Consider the following 22,783-nt stretch of genomic DNA (forward strand, 5'->3'; position numbering starts at 1 on the left):
CCATAGGCCTGGCCCGAAACCTAGCCTCACCTGAAAGCGTGGTCGGAGTGGAGAGATTCGAACTCCCGACCCTCTGGTCCCAAACCAGATGCGCTACCAGACTGCGCTACACTCCGTTCCTACGTTGGTTGCGAGATACACGGTTCCCTTGGGGGCCGCAACTCCAAAATAAAACAATGTTTACCCGGCGTAAAAGATGCTGGGGATCACCACTGATTGCCGATGCGCTTGGAGATGACCTTGTCGCCTACCCTGATGCCGAGCGCCCTCGCCCGGCCGGCATTGATCTCCAGCACGAATTTCACCAACCCCTGCGAATCGATAATGTCGCGCGAATAAGGCACGGCATTCTCTCGGATGTGAGAAATCGTGCCATCGCCCTGGATGAACAGCATGTCGAGCGGCAGGATGGTGTTTTCCATCCACATGGATACCCGGCGCGGTTGGCCGAAATCGAAGAGCATGCCGTGATCCGGCGCCATTTCCTTGCGGTACATCAGTCCATGCTCGCGCTGCGCGTCGGTCATCGCGAGTTCGATGGAGAATTTGTAGGTCTGCCCGGCAGCCGTCTTGATGGAAAGCTCGTCGCGCGGAAAGGTCATCTCCTGCGCAATCGCGCCAACCGCGAAAAGCAGAAAAAGCGCCGCGAGGGCGCTTTTGACAAATGCAGACGGGGAGATAGACATCAGTGCGACCGGCTCACGGGATTGGGATTGTCGGGATGGATTTCCGCCGCCATCAGCCCCTTGTCACCCGGCCCGAACCGAACCAGCACAACCTGGCCGGGTCTAAGCTCGGTGAGACCGAAGCGCCGCAGCGTCTCCATATGCACGAAAATGTCTTCGGTGCCCTCGCCGCGCGTCAGGAAGCCGAAGCCCTTGGTGCGGTTGAACCACTTCACCAGCGCCCGTTCCAGGCCGCTGGTGGCGGTCACTTGTACGTGAGTGCGCACCGGCGGCAGCTGCGAGGGATGCACCGCGGTCGACTGATCCATGGAGAGAATGCGGAACGCCTGGTAGCCGCGATCCCGCTTCTGGATCATCGCCACGATGCGCGTACCTTCCAAAATGGTCTGATATCCATCGCGTCTGAGGCAGGTCACATGCAGGAGCACATCCTGCATTCCATTGTCCGGAACGATGAAACCGAACCCTTTCGCCACATCGAACCATTTGACGACGCCGGTGATTTCGATCAGCTCAACCGGCTCTCCCGAGAGCTCCTCGAAGCTGGCAACGCCTTTCGATGACATCCTGTCTGCCATATCCTATCGGCCCCTCGATTACGCGTTACGACGTGACGGATTTTAACTGATTCTTAGAGGATAGATTAACATCCCGGTAAGCGTCCAGCGCAAGCCCCTGTCTTGGCTTTATCCACCTTCATCTCTATCTAGGGTGGCTTGCTCCAGGCTGGCGTCTGCGCCATATCCGTTCAGGCCGGCCCTGGATGATCGGCTGGGCTTATCGGAGGAAGACACCATAATGCGTTATCTTCATACCATGGTCCGGGTGAAAGACCTGGATGCTTCGCTTCATTTCTATACAACCGTTTTCGGCCTCAAGGAAATCCGCCGCATCGAAAACGAGAAGGGCCGCTTCACGCTGGTCTTTCTCGCGGCCCGTGACGACCTCGACATGGCGAGCGATGTTCTCGCCCCCTGCCTCGAGCTCACCTACAACTGGGACACGGAAGACTACACAGGCGGCCGCAATTTTGGCCACCTCGCCTATGAAGTCGACAATATCTACGACTTCTGCCAGCACCTATCGGACAACGGCATCATCATCAACCGCCCGCCGCGCGAAGGCCGCATGGCCTTCGTACGCTCGCCGGACGGCATTTCGATCGAGTTGCTGCAGAAGGGCGAGAACCTGCCCGTCGCCGAACCCTGGGCTTCCGCACCGAATATCGGCGCCTGGTAAGACGGATTGCCGCGGCGGTTTCCTTCAAGCCGCCGCGGCTGCCGCCTGTCAGCGGATCGGCCGTTTAGAGCGCCTCCTTGAAGCCTCTCCGGGCTCCGGACGGGTCTGCAGCGTTTTCAGCCGACCGGAGCCCGGCGCGAGACTTGCGCCAGGCTTTCTCCGCCCCCTTGCCGCCACATTCGACGGCTTGTCCCTGACCTGCTTCCGCCGGATGCTCAAGCCGATGATTCGACGCATGACGCGCGAAACGAGCTGACGGGGCACACCTTGCCGAAAACACCTTCCCTTTCCTCAAACGTCTGCATGACGCTGGCGCTCGTCCTGTTTTCCGCCATGACGCTCGGCGGCTGCACCACGACGAAAAAGACGGCCGACGCGACGACACCCGCGCCGCGAACCATGGTCCCGGAAAGCATCAAGGGAAGTACCCTTGCCAAAGGCGGGGCTACCGCCTCCAACCGCCGCATCGATCCCGCCGCGGCAAAGGGGGCGCAGCAGCAGGTGGCCGCACCCGCGATGGCGGTCGCCGGGCCGAGTGCCGAAAACGCCTTCCCGCCCGCCCCCGAAACGCCGCCGCAGACCTCCATCGCCGGGCTTGCAACGCAGCCGACCGGCGTGCGCGCCGGGACGGGCACGATCTTCTCTTCCGCGCCGCCTGCCCCTCCGGTCGCCGATCCTTCCGCGAGGGGTCCCGTTCCGGCCAACCTGCCGCGGCGGAATTTCAACGCGATGACCGCCAGCGTCTACAGCGCGGCGCAGCCGGCTCCTCCCGCCGCCTGCGGCACCGACGCCCAAGGCAACGCGGTAAGCTGCTGATTCGGCGAGATTTTTCCAGGCGGACCAGCAGGCGGACCGGCTGTCATTTTTTTGCAAAAAAGATGACTTTGACGCTTGCGGGAAAGAAATCACCTCTCTATAAGGGCGCCACCACGAAGCGCACGCGCCCTTCGTCTATCGGTTAGGACACCAGATTTTCATTCTGGGAAGAGGGGTTCGACTCCCCTAGGGCGTGCCACTTCTCTCTTTTCCCAAGCACATGTTTTCATTCGATTATCAACAGCCAGCCGGTGCTTTGGCATGAGCGATTTTTTTCCGTTGTTTATCTGCGAAAAACTGAATTTTGCGCTTGCGAGGCAAAAGCCTCCTGACTATAAGGGCGCCACCACGAAGCGCAGGCGCCCTTCGTCTATCGGTTAGGACACCAGATTTTCATTCTGGGAAGAGGGGTTCGACTCCCCTAGGGCGTGCCACTTCTCTATCCTCCCCGACTTCGAAGAGACGGTTTCACCCTGCGCGGACGGCATCCAGCAGGCGAAACTGAATGCGGCGATTGCCCTGCCAGTGGTCGGCACTCAGGCAGCCGGCCGCATGGATCTGGGCCCCGCGGGAATTAAGCAGCATGCTTCCGAGCGGTGTCTCCGCGGCACGAAAGGCGATTCCCTCCAGCTTCGAGCCGTCGGTCGCTTCCAGCGTCACCTTGATATGCGCCGTACCGACCAGCCGGGCATCCCTGAGGCGATGGGCCGGGATCGCGAAGACCGGCTGGGCGTGGCCGGAACCATAAGGGCCGGCCTGCTCCAACATGTCGAAAAGTTCCAGCGTGGCACCGGACGCCGACAGCGCGCCGTCGATCTTCAGCACGTGATTGGCGACCAGCGCGGGCACGCCCTCGCGCGCCTTTTCCTCGAAAAAGGCCCGCAGGCGGCCGAGATTGGCGCGCTCGACGGTAAGGCCTGCAGCCATGGCGTGACCGCCGCCCTTGACCAGCAGGCCGGCGTCGACGGCCTCCCGCACCATGCGCCCCATGTCGAAACCATTGATCGAGCGGCCGGAGCCCGTGCCTTTGCCGGAGGGATCGAAGGAGATCGCGAAGGCCGGGCGCTTGAATTTTTCCTTCAGCCGCGCGGCGATCAGCCCGACAATGCCGGGATGCCAGCTGTCGCGGGCGGTGATGAGCACGTTGGCGCCCTCGCCCGTTCCGTATTCGGCCAGCACCTCCGCCTCGGCCTCGGCGAGCATGGCCGCTTCCATGGCTTGACGCTCGCGGTTGAGGTCATCGAGCCGCCCGGCGATCTCTTCCGCCTCGATCGCATCGTCGATCGTCAGCAGCCGGCTGCCGAGCGCCGCATCGCCGATGCGCCCGCCGGCATTGATACGCGGGCCGATCAGGAAGCCGAAATGATAAGGCGTCACCGGTCCGCCGAGGCCCGCCTTGCGGAAGAGCGCGGCAAGCCCGGCATTGCCCATATGCCGCGCCGCAATCAGCCCCTTGACCACATAGGCGCGGTTGAGGCCCTTGAGGGGTACCACGTCGCATACCGTCGCCAGGGCCACGATATCGAGCCATGCCAGCAGGTCGAGTGACCTTGCACGTCTATCGCCACGTTCGCGCAGGAGCCTGGCAGCGGCGACGAGAACCATGAAGACGACGCCGGCGGCGCAGAGATGACCCTGGCCGGAAAGATCGTCCTCGCGATTCGGGTTGACCAGCGCCAGGCAGGGCGGCAATTCGCGGCCGAGCTGGTGATGGTCGATGACGACGACGTCACAGCCCTCCTCGCGGGCGGCAGCGAGCGCATCGTGGCTGGTGGAACCGCAGTCGACGGTAACGATGAGGCGCGCTCCATTGGCGATGAGCTGCCGGATGGCGGCGGGATTGGGTCCGTAACCCTCGAAAATGCGATCCGGAATATAAATCTCGGCCTCGACGCCGAAATGCCGGAGGAAGCGGTAAAGAAGCGCCGAAGACGAGGCGCCGTCGACGTCGTAGTCGCCGAAGATCGCGACCTTCTCGCGCCGTTCGATCGAAAGCGCCAGCCGGTTCACGGCCTTCTCGCAATCGGTCAGCGTATAGGGATCCGGCATCAGCGAGCGGATCGTCGGGTCGAGGAACGCCGTCGCATCCTCGAGCGATATGCCCCGTCCGGCCAGAACCCGGGCGACGAGATCGGGTATGCCGTGAACCTGGGCAATCGCCAGAGCGCGGTTCTGCGCCGCCTGGTCGAGCCGCGACACCCAACGCTGATCGCCGGCCGAGCGTTCAACATTCAGGAATGCGCGCGGGACGGGATCAACCGCTTCCGCCGCCGAGGAAATCGCGGAGATAAATCTGGTCATCGCCCGCTTTTAGCGCATTCGAATCGAAAGCGGAATCGGTTTGACGGGACGGCATTCGTTTTGAGGGTTTGGCGCAACGCCCCGATATGGCCGGTGATCTCAGAAGAGAGACCAGACGGCCGCCGAACTGCTGACGCCCGCGAAGGCTGCAAAGAGAACGAGCATGAAGGACCAGTTTCGCCGCCCTTCGAAATCGTCGCCGCTGTCCTGGTCGTTAGCGTGGACCAAATGCAAACGCGACGAATCAGACGACGACTTGCGAACCGCTCCGCCGATCTCAAGCCGGTAAGGCTTTTTCCCTGTATTCATGGTGATCACGCAAGCGCCTCCCCGCGATGGTGACATGAAGGCAATGTAGGGCGGAGCGGACGCGCGGGCTAGTCACTAATTCTTCATCATGTCTTTTTTTATAACGGTTCTCGCTAGGCATGCCTCAAAATGGAAAGCCGGCGAAACGCCGGCTTTCCATTTTCAAAATAGGCTATTTTTTAGAATGCTTTAGGACGTTCTATACGGATCACTTGCGGCTCACCGACCAGATAGCTCTCCGTCTTGATGGAATCGACGGCCCTGCGGACAGAATCCTCGGTGGTCGCGTGGGTGACGAGGATGATGGTCTTCGGCGTGTCACGGCCGTCAGGCTTGGCGCGCTGCACAATCGATTCGAGCGAGATGGCGTTCTCAGCCATGTGCGCCGCGATGCTCGCGAACACGCCGGCGCGGTCGGCAACCGCCAGGCGGATAAAATAACCGCCCTCATGGCTCCGCATCTGGGCGCGCTTGTAAGGCGCGAGCGCCGCGGCCGGCGTGCCGAGCACCGGCACGCGCTGGGCGCCCGGCTGGCTCTTGGCGATATCGGCGATATCGCCAAGCACGGCGGAGGCGGTCGCATTGCCGCCGGCGCCGGGGCCGACCATCAGCAATTCGCCGAGAATGTCGGATTCGATCGCCACCGCATTGGTGACGCCGTCGACCTGGGCGATGACCGTATCATAGGGCACCATGGTGGGATGGACGCGCTGCTCTATGCCGCTGTCGGTCTGCTGCGCGACGCCGAGCAGCTTGATGCGGTAGCCGAGGTCGGCGGCCGCATGAATATCCTCGATCGAGATATTGGTGATGCCCTCGAGATAGATCTCGTCCGCCGCGATCTCGGTGCCGAAGGCGAGCGTCGTCAGGATGGCGAGCTTGTGGGCGGTATCGTTGCCCTCAATGTCGAAGGCGGGGTCGGCTTCGGCATAACCCAGGCGTTGCGCTTCCTTGAGGCAATCGGCAAAGGAGAGGCCCTCCTTCTCCATCCGGGTCAGGATGTAGTTGCAGGTGCCGTTCATGATGCCGTAGACGCGCGAAACCGTGTTACCGGTCAGGGACTCGCGGAGCGCCTTGATGACCGGGATGCCGCCGGCGACCGCCGCCTCGAAATTGAGGAGCGCGCCCTTTTCCTCTGCGATCCTCGCGAGCTCGACGCCGGAGGCGGCCAGCAGCGCCTTGTTGGCAGTCACCACATGGAGACCCCGCTCAAGCGCAGCGCGCACGGAATTGGCGGCAGCGCCTTCGGCTCCGCCCATCAGCTCGACGAAGACGTCGATATCGGCTTCTGCGGCAAGCTTTTCCGGTGTATCAAACCACGTCATGCCGGAAATATCGATGCCCCGGTCGCGGGTCCTGTCGCGGGCGGTGACCGCCGTGATCTCGATCGCACGGCCGCACGTCGTGGCCAGTTCATTCGCGCGGTTCTGGATGATCCGGACGAGCGAGGCACCCACGGTGCCAAGCCCCGCAATGCCGACCTTGAGGGCATCTGCCATGGCTATTCTTCCTGATTGCTTGGGAGGTGGTGGCCCGGGACAGGCCACCGGAATGCTTGGTCTGCGTCAGCGACGCGTGTTCAGCGAGATCACGTTGTGCATCGTCTCGTCCGCCGTCGATAAGAACTTCTTGATGTTACGGGCTGCCTGGCGGATGCGATGCTCGTTTTCGACCAGTGCGAGGCGGACGTAATCGTCGCCCATTTCGCCGAAGCCGATGCCCGGTGCGACCGCCACGTCGGCCTTTTCGACGAGAAGCTTGGAGAATTCCAGCGAACCGAGATGACGGAACTTTTCCGGGATCTTCGCCCAGGCGAACATGGTGGCTGCCGGCGGCGGCACGTCAAAGCCCGCCTTGCCGAAGCTGTCGACCATGACGTCGCGGCGGCGCTTGTAGACGTTGCGGACTTCGGCGATGTCGGAACCGTCGCCGTTCAGCGCATGGGTGGCCGCAACCTGGATCGGCGTGAAGGCGCCGTAATCCAGATAGGACTTCACGCGCGTCAACGCCGAGATCAGCCGTTCGTTGCCGACCGCAAAGCCCATGCGCCAGCCGGGCATGGAGAAGGTCTTCGACATGGACGTGAACTCGACGGTCACGTCGATCGCGCCCGGCACCTGCAGCACGGACGGCGGCGGTTCGCCATCGAAGTAGATTTCCGAATAGGCAAGGTCGGAAAGCACGATGATGTCATGCTTCTTCGCAAACGCGATGACGTCTTTGTAGAAGTCGAGCGATGCGACGAAGGCCGTCGGGTTGGACGGGTAATTGAGGATCAGCGCCAGCGGCTTCGGGATCGAGTGCTTTACGGCGCGCTCCAGCGGCGGAAAGAAGGTCTCGTCCGGCTCGACCGATAGCGAACGGATCACGCCGCCGGCCATCAGGAAGCCGAAGGCATGGATCGGATAGGTTGGATTGGGGCAAAGGATCACGTCGCCCGGCGCGGTGATCGCCTGGGCCATGTTGGCGAAGCCTTCCTTCGAACCCAGCGTCGCGACGACCTGGGTGTCGGGATTGAGCTTCACGCCGAAACGGCGCGCGTAATAGGCGGCCTGAGCGCGGCGCAGGCCCGGAATGCCCTTGGAGGACGAATAACGATGCGTGCGCGGGTCCTGAACCACTTCGCAAAGCTTGTCGACGATCGCCTTCGGGGTTGGTAGGTCCGGGTTGCCCATGCCGAGATCGATAATGTCCGCGCCACCCGCTCGCGCGCTCGCTTTCAAACGGTTGACCTGTTCGAAAACGTAGGGCGGCAGTCGCCGGACTTTATGAAACTCTTCCATAGCTCCCTCGGGCTCTCCTCAATGATAGATGCAAAACAGGCTCATCGCCCTGCTTCGTGGCGCATCTTAGGCGATTTGTGCTTTGCGGCCAAACGGGCCGAAACGCAAGCGCTATTTGGCCTGTTCCATGCGGCCGAAGCGGCTATCGCGCGATGTCGGCCAAAGCGTCCTTGCCATGCTCTGCGGCAAGCTTGCGGTATTCGGCAACACGACGCTTGTACTCGGCTTCCGAGATCGAACCGGAGCGGCGCGCGCGGGCGAGCGCGGCCAACCGCGGCTCGGCCTTGTGGTAGTCTTCGTCCTCGATCTGCTCGGCGGCAGCCTTCAGCGTCGGATCGAAGGTCGGATAGGTGCCGGTCTTCCTGATCGCCAGCGGACCGGGCGGCGGAGCCGACGCGGTCTGGGAGATCACGGCCGGCGGCGCGGTGTTCGGAATGCCGTCGTCGAGCGCAAAGCTCTGGCTGTTGCAGCTGGCGAGCAAAACGGGCAATGCCGCGAGACCGATGAATAGCGGTAACCTGCCGATCCGATGCCTGATATTTTCCATGTCCGTCGCCCAATTCTCGCCATCGGACACATTCATCCGAAAGCTTCGATCGCTGGCACTTGTATTCGCTTTCGGGCACAATGTACAAACGAAAACAAACGACAATTAACGGGAGACCGCGCGTGTCGGAAAAGACCGGAGACAAGGGTGAAACGGGCCACGAATTTCCGGGCTTCGATCCCAAGTCCGTCGAGGCCTATATGGTCAAGGATCCGCAGGCGCTGACCATGAATTTCGCCCGCGCGCTCGAAAATCTCGGCAAGGCGGCATCGGAATGGCTCGGTCCCCGCGAGCGCGGCGAGATCGACGATACCGCCGTCAATCCGCTGACCGATCTCGTGAAGACGCTTTCCCAGGTGACGGAATACTGGATCGCCGATCCGAAGCGAACGCTCGATGCGCAGATGCTGCTCTTCTCCAGCTATATGGGCATCTGGACGCGAACGCTGCACCAGTTCTCCGGACAGCCCGTCGGGCCCGAGCCGGAAACGCTGCCGAAGGACAAGCGATTCTCCGACGAGGACTGGGTCAAGAACCCGTTCTTCGCCTTTCTGAGACAAGTCTATCTGGTCACGGCGTCGTGGGCGGAGAAGCTGGTCAACGAGGCCGAGGGGCTGGACGACCATACGCGGCACAAGGCCGCTTTTTACGTGAAGCAGATCACGGCCGCCCTTTCGCCGGCCAATTTCGCGATCACCAATCCGGAAGTCTATCGCGAGACGGTGGCGACTAATGGCGCGAATTTCGTCGCCGGCATGAAGATGCTGGCGGAGGACATCGCCGCCGGCCGTGGCGAGCTCAGGATGCGGCAGACGGACGCCGCCAAGTTCGCGATCGGCCTCAACATGGCACTGACGCCCGGCAAGGTGATCGCGCAAAGCGAGGTCTGCGAGGTCATCCAGTACGAACCCGCAACGGAAACGGTGCTGAAGCGCCCTCTCCTCATCTGCCCGCCCTGGATCAACAAGTTCTACATCCTTGATTTGAACCCGCAGAAAAGCTTCATCAAATGGTGCGTCGACCAGGGCCACACGGTCTTCGTCATTTCCTGGGTCAACCCGGACGAGCGGCACGCCAAGAAGGACTGGGAAGCCTATATGCGCGAGGGGATCGACTTTGCGCTGGACACGGTCGAAAAGGCGACCGGTGAGAAAAAGGTCAACGCCATCGGCTACTGCGTGGGCGGCACGCTGCTTGCGGCAACGCTTGCCTACCACGCCCAGCAGAGGAACAGCCGGATCGCATCGGCCACCTTCCTGACGACGCAGGTGGATTTCACCCATGCGGGCGATCTCAAGGTCTTCGTCGACGAAGAGCAGCTCGCGGCGATCGAGAAGCAGATGAACTCCGTCGGTTATCTCGACGGATCCAAGATGGCGACCGCCTTCAACATGCTGCGGGCCTCGGAGCTCATCTGGCCCTATGTCGTCAGCAACTATCTCAAGGGCAAGGAACCGATGCCCTTCGATCTGCTCTACTGGAATTCCGATTCGACGCGCATGGCGGCGGCGAACCACGCCTATTATCTGCGCAACTGCTATCTCAACAACACGCTGAGCAAGGGCGAGATGAAGCTCGGCGACAGGGTCGTCTCGCTGAAGGACATCAAGATCCCGATCTACAATCTTGCGACCCGCGAGGACCATATCGCACCGCCGAAATCCGTCTTCCTCGGCTCATCGATGTTCGGAGGACCGGTGGATTTCGTCGTCACCGGCTCGGGACATATCGCCGGCGTCGTCAACCCTCCCGACAAGCAGAAATATCAGTACTGGACCGGCGGCAAGGCCAAGGGGACCTACGAGGGCTGGATGGAGAAGGCCGAAGAGACCAAAGGCTCCTGGTGGCCGCACTGGCATGCTTGGATCGAGGCAAAGGACGATACCCGCGTGCCGGCCCGCAAGCCCGGCGGCTCGGCATTGAACGCGATTGCCGACGCGCCCGGTACCTACGTGCTCGAACGCGTCTAGCTTTCCCGACCCGATGCGTTTCGATCCGCCGCTCGTCTCCGCGACCCTGGTGCAGCGCTACAAACGCTTCCTGTTCGATGCCGTGCTCGAAGACGGCAGCCCGTTCACCGGGTCTTGCCCGAATACCGGCTCGATGCGTGGGCTGACCGCGCCGGGCTCGAAGATCTGGGTATCGGAGCACGACAGCCAGACCCGCAAATACCGCCACATGTTCGAGATGATCGAGGTCGGCGACGAGACGGTCGGCATCAATACGGGTCTTCCGAACCGGCTTGCCGAAGAAGCCATTCACGCCGGGCTGATCCCGAGCCTTTCCGCCTACAAGACGATCCTGCGCGAACAGCGCTACGGCCGCAATTCCCGCATCGATTTCCTGCTTTCGGGCGAAGATCTGCCGAACGCCTATGTGGAAGTGAAGAACGTCCATTTCAGCCGGACGCCCGGCCTGGCGGAGTTTCCGGATACGGCGACGAAGCGCGGCGCCAAGCACCTGGAGGAGTTGGGCGACATGGCCGAGGCCGGTCACCGGGCGGTGATGCTCTACCTGATCCAGCGGCACGACTGCGACCGCTTCTCGATCTGCGCCGATCTCGATCCGCTTTATGCCATCGCCTTCGAGCGCGCCCGAAAACGCGGCGTCGAAGCCTATGCCATCCGCTGCCGCGTTTCCCCGCAGGAGATCGTGCCGTCGGGACTCGTCCCGGTGACCGACCTTTGACCGAACACGCTAGGGCGGCGTCGCCTTCCTGATCTTCGCCTTGATGGTCGGCTGCTCGACGGCGGCGGCGCTCGTCATGGCGCTCGTCCGCCTGCCGAGATCTGTTGTTCAATAGGAAGGACCGGCGGGATTGCCGCAAAATCCCCGCTCGCGCCGCAAAGCCGATGGACGAACAGGCCCTGCCTGTTTTATGAACGGATAAAGTGTGAGAAGAAAACCATGGTCAACTATATCGAGGCGGTCTCCGCCCCCTTGAAGAATACGGGCGCGATCCGGCTCTATACGGCGGAGGATTTCGCAGGCATGCGCAAGGCCTGCCTGCTGACCGCGCGCTGCCTCGACGAGCTGGCGGCGATCATCCAGCCCGGTATTACGACCAGCGCCATCGATCGCTTCGTTTTCGAGTTCGGCATGGATCACGGCGCGCTCCCCGCGACGCTGAACTATCGCGGCTACAAATATTCCGTCTGCACCTCGATCAACCACGTCGTCTGTCACGGCATGCCGGACGACAAGCCGCTGCGCGACGGCGACATCGTCAATATCGACGTCACCTATATCCTCGACGGCTGGCACGGGGATTCGAGCCGCATGTATCCGGTCGGGCAGATCAAGCGCGCCGCCGAGCGGCTCCTGGAAGTCACGTACGAGTGCCTGCTGCGCGGCATCGCCGCCGTGAAACCCGGCGCCCGCACCGGCGCGATCGGCGAAGCGATCCAGACCTATGCGGAAGCAGAGCGATGCTCGGTGGTACGCGACTTCTGCGGCCACGGCGTCGGCCGGCTGTTCCACGATTCCCCGAACATTCTGCATTACGGCCGCTCGGACGAAGGCCCGGAGATGAAGGAAGGCATGATCTTCACCATCGAGCCGATGATCAATCTCGGCAAGCCGCATGTGAAGGTGCTGTCCGACGGCTGGACGGCGGTCACCCGCGACCGCTCGCTCTCGGCGCAATACGAACATGCCGTCGGCGTCACCGCAACGGGCTGCGAGGTCTTCACGCTCTCGCCCGGCGGCCTCGACCGGCCCGGCCTGCCGCCGCTCTCGAGGTAACATGGCGAAGCGTCCTGCCCCGCCGACGCCCAATACCCAAAACGACCAAGCCTCCCTGCTGGAGGACGAACGCGGCTTTTTTGCCGAGCAGCTCGCCAAGCCGAAGGCCATGAAAAAGACCGCCGCTCCCGCGAAGGAAGACGATGCCGCCCACTATCGCGGCCATCGCGACCGAGTCCGCGCCAAATACCGCGAACATGGTGATACGGCCTTCGCGGATTACGAAATTCTCGAAATGCTGCTCTTCCGCTCCATTCCCCAGCGGGACACCAAGCCGCTCGCCAAAGTCTTGCTTGAACGTTTCGGGACGCTGGCCGGTGTCTTCGGCGCGCCGATCGCCCTCCTGCAGGAGGTCAAGGGCGTCGGCGAATCCGTCGCGCTCGATCTGAAGCTGGTGGCAACGGTCGGCCAGCGGATCCTCAAAAGCGAACTGCGCAACAAACAGGTGCTTGGCTCATGGTCGTCGGTCATCGACTACCGCCATGCGGCCATGGCCTACGAATCGCGCGAACAGTTCCGCATCCTCTTCCTCGACAAGCGCAACGTGCTGATCGCCGACGAGGTGCAGGGACGCGGCACGGTCGATCACACGCCGGTCTATCCCCGCGAAGTGGTGCGGCGGGCACTCGAACTTTCGGCGACCGCCATCATCCTCGTGCACAACCACCCCACTACCCCCTCCACAATCACGCTGGATCACGCTGGATACCGCTGAATCATCAATGGAATAGGCGGTTTTTGCCCATTGCGTACAGGGGGCGGCTATGGCAAATTGGGGGCGGTTAGAGGGGTTGAAAGCGGCTTTCCGATCCCAGCAAACGATCCCCGTTTCTCCTCGACCGATCCCAGTTGCGGAACAGGAGGAAACGCTATGCCAAGCCTGACCGACACCGCGATCCGACATGCGTTGAAGCGGGTTGAGCTAAGTCAGAAACAGGAGAATCTTGCCGACGGCGAAGGGCGCGGCACCGGCCGCCTCGTACTTGTCCTCAAGCCTATGCCGAAACGCGTCACCGCTGACTGGATGGCGCAGCAATGGCGCGACGGGAAGCGGACCAAGAAAAAGCTCGGCGCTTACCCCTCCATGTCGCTTGCCCAGGCGCGAGAAATCTTCAAGCGCGACTTTGCGGACGTGATCCAAAAGGGCCGAAGCATCAAGATCGCCACCGACACCCGCCCAGGCACAGTGGCTGATCTTTTCGAGGGTTATGTCGCGTCGCTCAAGGATGCCGGAAAGCCATCCTGGAAGGAAACGGAAAAAGGCCTCAACAAGATAGCCGACACGCTCGGGCGCAACCGCCTCGCCCGCGAAATCGAGGCCGAGGAGATCGTAGAGTTGATCCGTCCGATTTACGAGCGCGGCGCCAAATCAATGGCCGACCATGTGCGGTCCTATCTTCATGCCGCTTTTAGCTGGGGCATGAAGTCCGACAACGACTATCGGCAGCAGTCTTCCCGGCGCTTCCGCCTCCCCTTCAATCCGGCGACCGGCATCCCTACCGAGCCGAAGGTTCAGGGCACGCGCTGGCTCGACGAAGACGAGTTTGTGCAACTCTATCGCTGGCTGGACCACCCTGACACGCCGGTTCACCCCTCCTATCCCCGCGCGGTGCAACTCATCATGCTGACCGGCCAGCGCGTCGAGGAAATAGCGCGGTTTCATGTCGATCAATGGGACGCCAAGGAGCGGATCATCGACTGGTCAAAGACCAAGAACCTCCAGCCGCACGCCGTCCCTGTGCCATTGCTCGCCGCCGAACTGATCGAATCGATCAAACCGAACGAGTACGGCTGGTTCTTCCCCTCCGCCAAAGACCCATCCAGACCTGTCAGCCATGGCACTCTGTATAGTTTCGTCTGGCGGCAGCGAGATCGCGGCGTGATCCCATATGCGACAAACCGCGACCTCCGACGTACGTTCAAGACGCTCGCCGGCAAGGCAGGCGTGCCGAAGGAAATCCGCGATCGCCTTCAGAACCACGCGCTACAGGATGTCAGCTCCAAGCACTACGACCGCTGGCACTACATGATCGAGAAGCGCGCCGGCATGGCGAAATGGGACAAATTCGTCCGTGCCATCCTCGCCAAGAAGCGTTTGAAGCAGGCTGCATGACAGCTCGTCCGCCCAAACGCACACCTCGCAGTGCCAAGCCCGCCGCAGGCATCGATTCACAGAGCTACGCGGCCTTCGTCAGCGATCTAAAACGGAAGATCGTTGAGGCGCGGCATCGCGCCAGCCTGTCCGTCAACCGCGAACTGATCCTGCTCTACTGGACCATCGGCCGCGACATTCTCGCCCGGCAGGAGCGTGAAGGCTGGGGCACGAAGGTCATCGACCGTCTCGCCGATGATCTCCGCCAGGCCTTTCCGGAAATGACCGGCCTTTCCTCCCGAAACCTGAAATATATGCGCTCTTTCGCTGAGGCCTGGCCCGACGGCGATTTTGTGCAACAGGTTGTTGCACTATTGCCTTGGGGTCATAATGTGCGCCTTCTCGACGCTATCAAGGCGTCCGAGGAACGGGCTTGGTACGCCCGGCAGGCGATCGAGAACGGCTGGAGCCGGAACGTTCTTGCTCATCAAATCGACAGCAATCTGTTCGCTCGTCAAGGCAGCGCATTGACCAACTTCTCGCGCACCCTTCCGGCTGAACAATCCGAGCTCGCCCAACAGATTCTCAAGGACCCGTATACATTTGATTTCCTCGCGCTTGGTCCGGAAATGCTGGAGCGCGATCTTGAGCGTGGCCTCATCGAGCATCTGCGACTGCTGATCCTGGAGCTTGGCAAGGGTTTCGCCTTCGTCGGCAGCCAATATCACCTCGAGGTCGGCGGCCAAGATTATTACCTCGACCTGCTATTCTATCATCTCCGCTTACGTTGCTACGTGGTGATCGAGCTGAAGATCGAGGATTTCAAACCCGAATTCGCCGGCAAGATGAACTTTTATCTGTCGGCCGTGGATGAGCAATTGCGCCATCCTGACGACAAGCCGACCATCGGCATCATCTTGTGCAAGGGGCGCAACGAGGTGATCGTCGAATACGCCCTGCGAGATTCCAGCAAGCCGATGGGCGTGGCCCAGTATCAGCTCTCCGCCGCGCTCCCGCCCCAGCTCGAGGAAGATCTCCCGACGGTGGCGGAGTTTGCCAGAGAGTTCCCGTTGATGTCTGTGGTCAAGCTACGCATCGAAATCGAGCGCGCGGTGCGTGACCTCGCCGAGAAGAGAGGCGTCGTCTTCGATCGGCCCGTCGGCATCATGAACATGCTGCGGGACCTACGCCGACATGGGGCTATGCCGGCCAGCACCGAGCAGATGGTCGGCGCGCTGCAAACCATGAACGCAGCCTCGCACGGCGTGGACGTCGACTCTGAAGCGGCGAAACGGGCCGTGGAAATCGGCACGGTATTCCTTACCGAACTCAAGGCACTGAACGCTGATGGATGAAACGCCAACGCGCAACTCTCTGCCGCGATTCTCATAGAAGCATAGGACCTACCTCGTGGAAGACAGTTGGCCGACGTGGCTCAAGGTTATGGAAAACGGCACCGTCGGAGAGGCGCGCACGCGCTCCTTCCTAATCGATCGATTCTGGGTGCTTGAGCGAAGCGTCGACACCGACGGCGCCGACTTCCTCATACAACGCCGCACTACGACATAACGATTCACGGACAAGGTTCCGCCTCGCGTCGGCGTGATCCAAGCCAAATACTTTGACGTGCTCCCCTGAAACTCCGCCAGTTTGAGCTAGAGTCCTTCATTGAGGAGGACGACGATGAAGCGGAGCAGGTTTAGCGAGGAGCAGATCATAGCGATCCTGCGTGAGCAGGAAGCCGGGTCATCGACGGCGGACGTGTGCCGCAAGCACGGCGTGAGCAGCGCGACGTTCTACAAATGGAAGGCGACCTATGGCGGCATGGATGTGTCGCAGGCGCGCAAGTTGAAGGTGCTGGAGGACGAGAACGCGCGGCTGAAGCGACTGCTGGCCGATGCGATGCTCGACAATGCCGTGCTGAAGGAGGTTGCCTCAAAAAACTGGTGAAGCCTGCCGCTCGCCGAAGGGCTGTCGAGGATGTGCGGCAGGCCTTCGGCATCAGCGAGCGTCGGGCGTGCGCCATTCTCAACGTGGATCGATCGTCGATGCGCTATGCGCATCGGCGTAGTGATGATGGCGACCTGCGGTCGCGTCTTCGCGAGATCGCGCTCGAGCGTCGCCGGTTCGGCTACCGTCGGCTGGGGATCATGCTGGCGCGCGAGGGGCTGGTCATGAACCACAAGAAGTTGCTGCGACTGTATCGCGAGGAAAACCTGCGGGTGCGTCGTCGGCGCGGTCGCAAGCGCGCGATGGGCACACGCGCGCCGATGACCATACCGCAAGGACCGAACCAGCGCTGGAGCCTGGACTTCGTCAGCGACACGCTGGTCTGCAGCCGACGTATCCGGATCCTTGCCGTCGTCGATGATTTCACGCGCGAGAACCTCGCGCTGGTGGTCGACACGTCGTTATCGGGCGCTCGTGTTGCCCGCGAGCTCGATGCGATCATCGCGGCTCGCGGCAGGCCGCTGATGATCGTGAGCGACAACGGGACCGAGTTGACCAGCCTGGCGATCCTGCGCTGGGCGCAGGACCGGCAGATCGAGTGGCATTACATCGCTCCCGGCAAGCCGCAGCAGAACGGCTACGTCGAGAGCTTTAATGGTCGCTTGCGCGACGAATGCCTGAACGAGACGCTGTTCGCGTCGCTCAGCCATGCACGCTCGGTGCTGGGCAGCTGGCGCTACGACTACAACCATGTGCGGCCGCATAGCGGAATAGGCGGGCTGACGCCCGCCGATGCTGCCAGGCGGATTGTGCAGCCCCGCCCGCAAGGGCATGATTATAACCCCGGACTCCAGTTATGACTGGAGGAGTTTTGGGGAGCACGTCAACTTCCAAGATCGACGCACGACCCACCACATCCCAAAGAGCTATGTCGTTGACGCCGGCGGAGTTCCGCTTGAAGGATTTTTCGCCCTTCTCCACGTCGGAAAAGAGGACGAAGGCGAAATGTACCTCCTGTCGGCGCGGCAGATAGTCGAAACACTATCGATCAGCACCAGCCATTCGCCCGAAAGCTACATCGCCGGCAGTACCGCGCTCCAGGAAGCCTTCCGCGTCAAATCGCGCAAACTCGCGCTCAACCAAATCGAACACAGTTTGAAAAGCCAAACGTACTATCAATCGGCCGCTTTCTTAGATCAGCTCAACATCCCATATCGACGTTTCAGCGAAGACGACATCGAATTTCCCTGGACACTTCCGCTCCCAAACCCCGTCGGCGAAATCCCGAAGATGTTTGTGGAGCAAAAGGAAGAGCTAAGAAAAATTGTCTTCGATATGGAGGAAGTGCTGGGAGCCATCGACGCGGTCCTAACCGAGAAAGATCCGCGCCGTGCCCTCGAGTTGATGGATGCCCTGCGCGATCATGTCGATGGCTACGGGAAAATTACCTTCGGGGGACGAGCGGATTTCCATTGGGGCGACTTTCCGAGCGCACTCGACACACACGATCGTTGGCGCCAGGGCCTGCAGGCAGACGGCCTCCTAGAACCTTACATCGCCATGGGAGACAAACTGCAGAAGGCCCTTATTTCGCATACGACCGCTCATCCGCTGACGGAAAAAGGCGATTTCCTGCAGGCAACTCTCGAATACGATCCGTCCACGCTCAACGTCTCCGACCTATCCATCAAATCGGGCAAGTCTGCTCAGAGAGACCCCGAGATCAAGGCTTCCGGGCACGTTCGCATGGCAAGAATTTTTGACGAGTGGGCACCGCGCAAAGTGAACCAGACGGACTACACGATCGAGAACGTTTGGTGGAACATCATGCGCTTCGTGATCGAAGAGCGCTATCCAGACCCAGACTTCGACTAACTCTGCCCGCCGATCACCAAGAGCGAAACCGAGGCCCGCGGCCCCGCGGTCGATCTGACGGTCGCGGAGGGCGTGCTCGAACTCGTCGATCCCTCCCTCCGCGAAAGGCAGACTAGCGCCGGTCCAACCGCCGGTAATAGCGCTTCTGGTTGTTAGCTGGATCGACACATGTGAAGCAGTCTGCCAAGGCATCGATGCTCTGCAGCACACCCAGCAACGCATAGGCGTTGAAGGGAGTGCCGGCGCCGGTCTCGTAGTGGCTGACGAAATTGCCAATAATCGATGGCACATGATGGTTTTGGAGATCAGTGATCTGCTGAGGCGTCAGCACACACCGATTGGCCGCATGATAAAGCTTCACTGCCTCGCCGATCGCATCGATGTAGGTCGAGAGCGTCCGCTTGTCACCACGGGTGGCATAGTCCGGTGGAACAGGGATCTCCAACTTGGCGATGATCTGTCCCAGCTTGTATTCGAGATACTGCCGCAGAAACGGCGCACCAATATCGATCTGGCCAGCATTCAGGTGCTGTAACGCCTGCGCCTTGAGACGATCCGCCTCCTGAGCCGATACCATGAGCCTCCCCTTCGGAGGCATGCCCTGGAGCTTCTGGTGATGCCAATCCACCGTGCCGTTCAGCTTGTCAAAATATTTCTCCAGGCTGGTGTCATGGCTCAAGAGAATGAACTGCAGCCCGTCCGGCACAGCACCATAGCGGAGCAACGTCCGTACAGCGTCCATCAACGCGAACTGGTGACCAGCGTCAAAACTGGACGTCACGTCGTCGAGCACCATGAAGCGCGGAACGCCGCTGTGCTTGGTCGCAGCCGCCAGGAAAATCGCGGCTGCCACAGCGTTCCGATAACTTTCCGAGAGGAGCGCCCGGGCGCTGAGGTCCTGTAGGCCGAAGAAGTCCGCGAGCTTCAGATCAACGTTCTCGCTGTTCTGCGCCCGGCTCAGGGTCGGCTTCACATCGGGACCGCCGCGCACGAACCGACCGAACAGATCCTGGCAAGCGGTCTGAATCTCGGCAATCCGCTCGTTGGCCAACGCGGCCTCGGCATCAGCAAAGCTCTGGCCGGCGCGCGTGATGAATGTCTTCCAACGATTCAGAACCTTGAGCTTGTCCTGTTTCGCCTTGAGCGCCGGCGCACCGCTCTCGTATTCCAGCACCGCATCGCGAAACTGCTTTGCGAAGCTGAGGATGCGGGTCACCTGCACCAATGACGGTGGCAACCGCGCCTGCAATGCGTCGGCCTCCCCCTGCACCCGAGCAAGAGTCTCGCCCCGCTGCGTTTCAAGACCCCCGAGGCGCGCCTTAATGCTCTCCAGGTCGGAGGTCGCCACATCCCCCTTCTTGGCGGCCAAATCGAACGCGACGTGCAATCGATCGCCCGTCGCGATCGCCATGGCCGCCGCCTCTTCAAGCTGGCGGAGCTTCGCGATCCCAGGCGCCGTGGCGACATCCTTGACTAGTTCGGCCCCTAGCTGGGCGGCGGCATCGTATTTAGCGATCTTGCCTTCCAGCCGCGGCTTTAGAGGATCACTGCCTTTCGCCTCGCAAACTGGACATTGATTCGGGTCGTGCCAATCGGCGCCGGACACCACAGCCAGCGCATCGCGCAAAAGGGCGTGCAATGCTTCCGCGCCGACGCTGCGTACCGCCTCGTCTCTCCTTCCGGCCAGTTCGAGCAGCCGATCAACGTCGGCCAATTCCTCCACCGTGACCTCAAGCCCCGATAGCGACGTGGCCGAGGTGGTCAGCGTATCCAACGTCTTTCGCGCTTCCCCGCCTTCCTCCTTCTCGATCGCCAGCTCCGCGGCTTCAAAATCGAGATCCATGACCGAGGCCTCGCCGATCAATGGCTTGAGCAAGGCGATGGCAGACAGGGCGGCTGTCACCGCCGCCTTTAGATCGGAGAGCTTATCGACGGCGGCGCCTCCCGCCCCGGCGACCTCGTCGTGGGCCGCGATGACACGCCGCTCGATCGCACTCAACGCGCGCGCGCCTGTCGTCACCTCAGCATCGAGCGCGGAGAGCCCCAGGTCACTATTGACGTTTTGCGTTCGTTTGGCGCCGTCGAGGGCTTGGCGCAGGCGCGAATATCGGCTCAGTCCCACGAGCGATGCGAAAGAACGCCCCCGCTCCAAGGCGGAGATGTCGATCAGCTTCGCGAACCGGTTATAGTCGACGAGGACAAAATCCTCCTGCAAACTTGCCAGGAATTGCTGCGGATCGGCGTGACCGCTGGGGGAAGTCACAAGGCGCGCGCCATTGGCAGACCGCACCACCTTGATCGCCACATCCGGCGACCCGTCGTCGCTGACGAATGTCAGGTCGACCGTCGCCTGCTGCCCGGGATGGAAGCGATTGACGATGTAGCTGTCGCCTTGCTCGGCTTCCTGGAGCGCCTTCAGGCGCGGAACGATGCCGTGGATCGCGAAATAGACGGCTTCGAATATAGAACTCTTGCCGACCCCGTTCGGCGCATGGACCGAGTTGACGGCGTCGGATTTGAATTTGAGGACGAGCGGGTCGCCGTCATTGTTGATCCCGCGAAAGCCCTCGATCGACAAGCTGCCCAGGAAATACCGCGTCATGCCTTGCCCTCGCCCGCAGGGTTGGACAGACCATCAAGTGCAGCCAGTACCGCCTTGTGAAACTCGCCGATCGCTGCCCGGCTTGGCGCGGTGTCACTTCCCGAATCCAGGATGTGCAAATTGTCAAAGAGGATCTTCGCGCATTCGGGATCGATCTGCTCAGCCTCAGCCTGAAACAAGGCGAGATTGTCCTCGAAAGTATTTTCCAGTTTAAACTTCATACGCCCCCCACTTCCGCCCAATGCGATTCTAGTCGATTTCAGCACGTGCGCCCAACACAGCGACAATCAAACGATTGCGTCTCATCATGAAGCTGCTGCCTCCTCATTGTCGCTCTTGCGAAGCTTGCGCCACGCCGGAAGGATGAACGGCTGACCATGATCGATCGGCACGCGCATGGTAGTCTCGCCATATTCACCCGGGGGGCCAAGCGCCACGACCTGACGGCTTTGATACGTGCAAGGCTCGTCCGGCGGCGCGACCGTGTAGCGCTCCGGCAATCGCCTCAGGATCGAGGTGTGATAGATCCAGATGTCGTTGCCCTTGAGGAGAACGATGAGCTGCCGCAGGCGCCGACGAACCGCGATCTCCGTCGCAGGGGGAATGTCTACGAGAATATCTCGCTGCGACCAGGACAATCCAACGAGGATATCGAACAGCTCCTGCGCGTAGGCACCCGTTTCCTCATCAAGCGTCGTCTCGATAATGCAGGCCACGTCGTGTGAGCGGGCCGCCTCCGTATATAGCGCGCCTTCATCCGTCGTCGCACTGGCGACGTCATAATCGTTGCGGGGTATGAGCCGGTCTTCATCCTCCATCAGCGTGGAAAAGACATCCGGCGCGCTTCCCGTCGGCGCCATCTCCAAAGTTTCCGAAACGAGGATGATGCGCTCGCGATGAACTTGCAGCGCTTTTGCCAACCGATCGGCCGTTGATACTGCAATTGGCGCATTCTCATTCTCGATCATGCGAAGCATCCGAATGCTGACGCCGATTTCATTCGCCATTTCCTTTTGGGTCGACAGTCTCTCGAGCTGCTCCCTCAAAGCTTTCACGACCTTTCCGTTCGGCACGACCTTCTTCATCTCAACCTCATTCGGCGTTTTCGATGATCCAAGCCTACATCGAGAAGCGACCCAGCGTGAGGCAGCCGACCGGAATCGGAGCGGCACACGAGCGGCAAACCGGCAGACTAAGTGATTCAACGTGCGGTGCCCTTGACTAGGCATTTATGACCGGCCATTTATGACCGGTCAAGGAGGCCTTATCATGCTTCGCTACAATCCGGAAAAATTCGCTTCGCTGTCGGAGTCCGACGTCGGCAAGCGCATTTGGTCGTTTCTTACGCGGCCTGCCACTATCGCTCGCCTGGAGACGGCCTCAGAGCTTGGAAAGCCCGCCGTCGAAGGCATCGAAGAACAGCTTCTCGAGGAGTTCCGCGAAGACGTCCTAATTGACCGCGTCAAGCAGATGGTCGGCCACATGGTCAGGCAGATACTCGAACAGCGCGATTGGGTTCTCGACCAAAGCGACGTGAAGGTTCAGTCGGTGCCCTTCACCAAGGCGGCACGCTACAGGCGGCCCGACTGGATCACCTTCCATGCCTTTCGCAATACGAAAGACCCCCGCGACGTCGTAATCACCGACCGTCGGCAGAACGCGCCTCTGCCGAAGGACGCTCGCTGGACCTTCTACGCGACCTTTGCCAGTCCCCTGAAGGCGGCCGTCGCGTTCGGCGTCAACGATACACCCAAGCTTCGCCGACAAGTGCAGACGCACGGTTTTCACCGTGTCCACATCCCGCGAATGCTGCGCCGCGCTTAATCGAGAGGGTATGAG

20 protein-coding genes, 3 tRNA genes and 1 pseudogene are annotated in these 22,783 nt (G+C 61.2%); 13 read left to right on the forward strand and 11 right to left on the reverse strand.

Annotation, left to right across the window (positions count from 1 at the left end; genetic code table 11):
• Positions 1-39: 39 nt before the first annotated feature.
• The 3 genes from DMO26_RS07460 to DMO26_RS07470 all read right to left on the reverse strand — a co-directional run bounded on the left by DMO26_RS07460 (position 40) and on the right by DMO26_RS07470 (position 1,264).
• Positions 40-116, reverse strand: a tRNA-Pro gene (locus DMO26_RS07460).
• A 90-nt stretch (positions 117-206) separates the two neighbouring features.
• Positions 207-686: a DUF192 domain-containing protein gene (locus DMO26_RS07465; RefSeq protein ID WP_117191388.1), complete on the reverse strand. Its 480-nt coding sequence runs from the start codon at positions 684-686 to the stop codon at positions 207-209.
• Positions 686-1,264 carry a cold-shock protein gene (locus tag DMO26_RS07470; RefSeq protein ID WP_117191389.1) on the reverse strand — a complete coding sequence of 193 codons (579 nt, stop codon included), beginning with the start codon at positions 1,262-1,264 and terminating at the stop codon, positions 686-688. Before DMO26_RS07470 ends, DMO26_RS07465 begins: the two co-directional genes overlap by 1 nt.
• 220 nt (positions 1,265-1,484) lie before the next feature.
• On the opposite strand from DMO26_RS07470, the gene DMO26_RS07475 reads away from it, so the two are divergent.
• The 4 genes from DMO26_RS07475 to DMO26_RS07490 all read left to right on the forward strand — a co-directional run bounded on the left by DMO26_RS07475 (position 1,485) and on the right by DMO26_RS07490 (position 3,175).
• Positions 1,485-1,925 (forward strand): VOC family protein, encoded by a 441-nt coding sequence (locus tag DMO26_RS07475; RefSeq protein WP_117191390.1) that lies wholly within the window; start codon positions 1,485-1,487, stop codon positions 1,923-1,925.
• Positions 1,926-2,192: 267 nt separating this feature from the next.
• A complete protein-coding gene (locus DMO26_RS07480) occupies positions 2,193-2,741 on the forward strand; it encodes a hypothetical protein (protein WP_162894755.1) in 549 nt (182 codons plus the stop codon).
• Between the two features lie 124 nt (positions 2,742-2,865).
• Positions 2,866-2,940 (forward strand) — tRNA-Glu (locus DMO26_RS07485).
• A 160-nt stretch (positions 2,941-3,100) separates the two neighbouring features.
• Positions 3,101-3,175, forward strand: a tRNA-Glu gene (locus DMO26_RS07490).
• 34 nt (positions 3,176-3,209) lie between these two features.
• On the opposite strand, the gene recJ is transcribed toward DMO26_RS07490, so the two are convergent.
• From recJ to DMO26_RS07515, 5 genes are all read right to left on the reverse strand, one after another.
• The gene (gene recJ, locus DMO26_RS07495; RefSeq protein WP_117191392.1) at positions 3,210-5,042 is read right to left on the reverse strand and encodes a single-stranded-DNA-specific exonuclease RecJ; all 1,833 of its coding nucleotides are present in this window, start codon (positions 5,040-5,042) and stop codon (positions 3,210-3,212) included.
• Between the two features lie 99 nt (positions 5,043-5,141).
• A complete protein-coding gene (locus DMO26_RS07500; RefSeq protein WP_117191393.1) occupies positions 5,142-5,360 on the reverse strand; it encodes a hypothetical protein in 219 nt (72 codons plus the stop codon).
• Positions 5,361-5,530: 170 nt separating this feature from the next.
• Positions 5,531-6,850, reverse strand: a complete 1,320-nt coding sequence (locus tag DMO26_RS07505) for a homoserine dehydrogenase (protein WP_117191394.1) — start codon at positions 6,848-6,850, stop codon at positions 5,531-5,533.
• 66 nt (positions 6,851-6,916) lie between these two features.
• Complete coding sequence (locus tag DMO26_RS07510; protein ID WP_117191395.1) at positions 6,917-8,134, reverse strand: LL-diaminopimelate aminotransferase; 1,218 nt, start codon at positions 8,132-8,134, stop codon at positions 6,917-6,919.
• A gap of 142 nt (positions 8,135-8,276) precedes the next feature.
• Positions 8,277-8,681: a hypothetical protein gene (locus DMO26_RS07515; RefSeq protein ID WP_162894756.1), complete on the reverse strand. Its 405-nt coding sequence runs from the start codon at positions 8,679-8,681 to the stop codon at positions 8,277-8,279.
• 122 nt (positions 8,682-8,803) lie between these two features.
• Here DMO26_RS07515 and DMO26_RS07520 point away from each other — a divergent pair, with 122 nt between their 5' ends.
• From DMO26_RS07520 to DMO26_RS07555, 8 genes and pseudogenes are all read left to right on the forward strand, one after another.
• The gene (locus DMO26_RS07520) at positions 8,804-10,651 is read left to right on the forward strand and encodes a PHA/PHB synthase family protein (protein ID WP_226951215.1); all 1,848 of its coding nucleotides are present in this window, start codon (positions 8,804-8,806) and stop codon (positions 10,649-10,651) included.
• Positions 10,652-10,664: 13 nt separating this feature from the next.
• A complete protein-coding gene (gene sfsA / locus DMO26_RS07525) occupies positions 10,665-11,369 on the forward strand; it encodes a DNA/RNA nuclease SfsA (protein WP_117191397.1) in 705 nt (234 codons plus the stop codon).
• Positions 11,370-11,588: 219 nt separating this feature from the next.
• Positions 11,589-12,425, forward strand: a complete 837-nt coding sequence (map, locus tag DMO26_RS07530) for a type I methionyl aminopeptidase (protein ID WP_117191398.1) — start codon at positions 11,589-11,591, stop codon at positions 12,423-12,425.
• A 1-nt stretch (position 12,426) separates the two neighbouring features.
• A pseudogene (locus DMO26_RS07535) lies at positions 12,427-13,122 on the forward strand (JAB domain-containing protein); the annotation flags it as partial.
• Positions 13,123-13,296: 174 nt separating this feature from the next.
• The gene (locus DMO26_RS07540) at positions 13,297-14,538 is read left to right on the forward strand and encodes a tyrosine-type recombinase/integrase (RefSeq protein WP_117191400.1); all 1,242 of its coding nucleotides are present in this window, start codon (positions 13,297-13,299) and stop codon (positions 14,536-14,538) included.
• A complete protein-coding gene (locus DMO26_RS07545; protein WP_162894757.1) occupies positions 14,535-15,872 on the forward strand; it encodes a PDDEXK nuclease domain-containing protein in 1,338 nt (445 codons plus the stop codon). Before DMO26_RS07540 ends, DMO26_RS07545 begins: the two co-directional genes overlap by 4 nt.
• 328 nt (positions 15,873-16,200) lie before the next feature.
• Positions 16,201-17,327, forward strand: a protein-coding gene (locus tag DMO26_RS07550) for an IS3 family transposase (protein WP_226951216.1) whose coding sequence is annotated in 2 segments (ribosomal slippage) — positions 16,201-16,459 and positions 16,459-17,327 — 1,128 coding nt in all. Because the reading frame shifts where the segments join, the coding sequence is not laid out codon by codon here.
• A complete protein-coding gene (locus tag DMO26_RS07555) occupies positions 17,260-18,342 on the forward strand; it encodes a hypothetical protein (protein ID WP_226951217.1) in 1,083 nt (360 codons plus the stop codon). The genes DMO26_RS07550 and DMO26_RS07555 overlap by 68 nt, the downstream gene beginning before the upstream one ends.
• A 112-nt stretch (positions 18,343-18,454) precedes the next feature.
• Here the strand turns inward: DMO26_RS07555 and DMO26_RS07560 are convergent, their stop codons facing one another.
• From DMO26_RS07560 to DMO26_RS07570, 3 genes are all read right to left on the reverse strand, one after another.
• On the reverse strand, positions 18,455-20,944 hold the full coding sequence (locus tag DMO26_RS07560; RefSeq protein ID WP_117191403.1) for an AAA family ATPase: 2,490 nt from the start codon (positions 20,942-20,944) through the stop codon (positions 18,455-18,457).
• A complete protein-coding gene (locus DMO26_RS07565) occupies positions 20,941-21,165 on the reverse strand; it encodes a hypothetical protein (RefSeq protein ID WP_117191404.1) in 225 nt (74 codons plus the stop codon). The genes DMO26_RS07560 and DMO26_RS07565 overlap by 4 nt, the downstream gene beginning before the upstream one ends.
• Before the next feature lie 84 nt (positions 21,166-21,249).
• Positions 21,250-22,029, reverse strand: a complete 780-nt coding sequence (locus tag DMO26_RS07570) for a helix-turn-helix domain-containing protein (RefSeq protein ID WP_117191405.1) — start codon at positions 22,027-22,029, stop codon at positions 21,250-21,252.
• 184 nt (positions 22,030-22,213) lie between these two features.
• Here DMO26_RS07570 and DMO26_RS33590 point away from each other — a divergent pair, with 184 nt between their 5' ends.
• Positions 22,214-22,768, forward strand: a complete 555-nt coding sequence (locus DMO26_RS33590; protein WP_162894758.1) for a hypothetical protein — start codon at positions 22,214-22,216, stop codon at positions 22,766-22,768.
• Positions 22,769-22,783 lie beyond the last annotated feature (15 nt).

Origin of the sequence: Rhizobium terrae (assembly GCF_003425685.1) — a bacterium.
GTDB lineage: Bacteria > Pseudomonadota > Alphaproteobacteria > Rhizobiales > Rhizobiaceae > Neorhizobium > Neorhizobium terrae.

What these genes read in the sequence shown, in the direction of transcription:
- DMO26_RS07465 (WP_117191388.1), bottom strand. Translation starts at nt 686, where the DNA reads ATGTCTATCTCCCCGTCTGCATTTGTCAAAAGCGCCCTCGCGGCGCTT.
- DMO26_RS07470 (WP_117191389.1), bottom strand. Translation starts at nt 1,264, where the DNA reads ATGGCAGACAGGATGTCATCGAAAGGCGTTGCCAGCTTCGAGGAGCTC.
- DMO26_RS07475 (WP_117191390.1), top strand. Translation starts at nt 1,485, where the DNA reads ATGCGTTATCTTCATACCATGGTCCGGGTGAAAGACCTGGATGCTTCG.
- recJ (WP_117191392.1), bottom strand. Translation starts at nt 5,042, where the DNA reads ATGACCAGATTTATCTCCGCGATTTCCTCGGCGGCGGAAGCGGTTGAT.
- DMO26_RS07505 (WP_117191394.1), bottom strand. Translation starts at nt 6,850, where the DNA reads ATGGCAGATGCCCTCAAGGTCGGCATTGCGGGGCTTGGCACCGTGGGT.
- DMO26_RS07510 (WP_117191395.1), bottom strand. Translation starts at nt 8,134, where the DNA reads ATGGAAGAGTTTCATAAAGTCCGGCGACTGCCGCCCTACGTTTTCGAA.
- DMO26_RS07515 (WP_162894756.1), bottom strand. Translation starts at nt 8,681, where the DNA reads ATGGAAAATATCAGGCATCGGATCGGCAGGTTACCGCTATTCATCGGT.
- sfsA (WP_117191397.1), top strand. Translation starts at nt 10,665, where the DNA reads ATGCGTTTCGATCCGCCGCTCGTCTCCGCGACCCTGGTGCAGCGCTAC.
- map (WP_117191398.1), top strand. Translation starts at nt 11,589, where the DNA reads ATGGTCAACTATATCGAGGCGGTCTCCGCCCCCTTGAAGAATACGGGC.
- DMO26_RS07540 (WP_117191400.1), top strand. Translation starts at nt 13,297, where the DNA reads ATGCCAAGCCTGACCGACACCGCGATCCGACATGCGTTGAAGCGGGTT.
- DMO26_RS07545 (WP_162894757.1), top strand. Translation starts at nt 14,535, where the DNA reads ATGACAGCTCGTCCGCCCAAACGCACACCTCGCAGTGCCAAGCCCGCC.
- DMO26_RS07555 (WP_226951217.1), top strand. Translation starts at nt 17,260, where the DNA reads ATGCTGCCAGGCGGATTGTGCAGCCCCGCCCGCAAGGGCATGATTATA.
- DMO26_RS07560 (WP_117191403.1), bottom strand. Translation starts at nt 20,944, where the DNA reads ATGACGCGGTATTTCCTGGGCAGCTTGTCGATCGAGGGCTTTCGCGGG.
- DMO26_RS07565 (WP_117191404.1), bottom strand. Translation starts at nt 21,165, where the DNA reads ATGAAGTTTAAACTGGAAAATACTTTCGAGGACAATCTCGCCTTGTTT.
- DMO26_RS07570 (WP_117191405.1), bottom strand. Translation starts at nt 22,029, where the DNA reads ATGAAGAAGGTCGTGCCGAACGGAAAGGTCGTGAAAGCTTTGAGGGAG.
- DMO26_RS33590 (WP_162894758.1), top strand. Translation starts at nt 22,214, where the DNA reads ATGCTTCGCTACAATCCGGAAAAATTCGCTTCGCTGTCGGAGTCCGAC.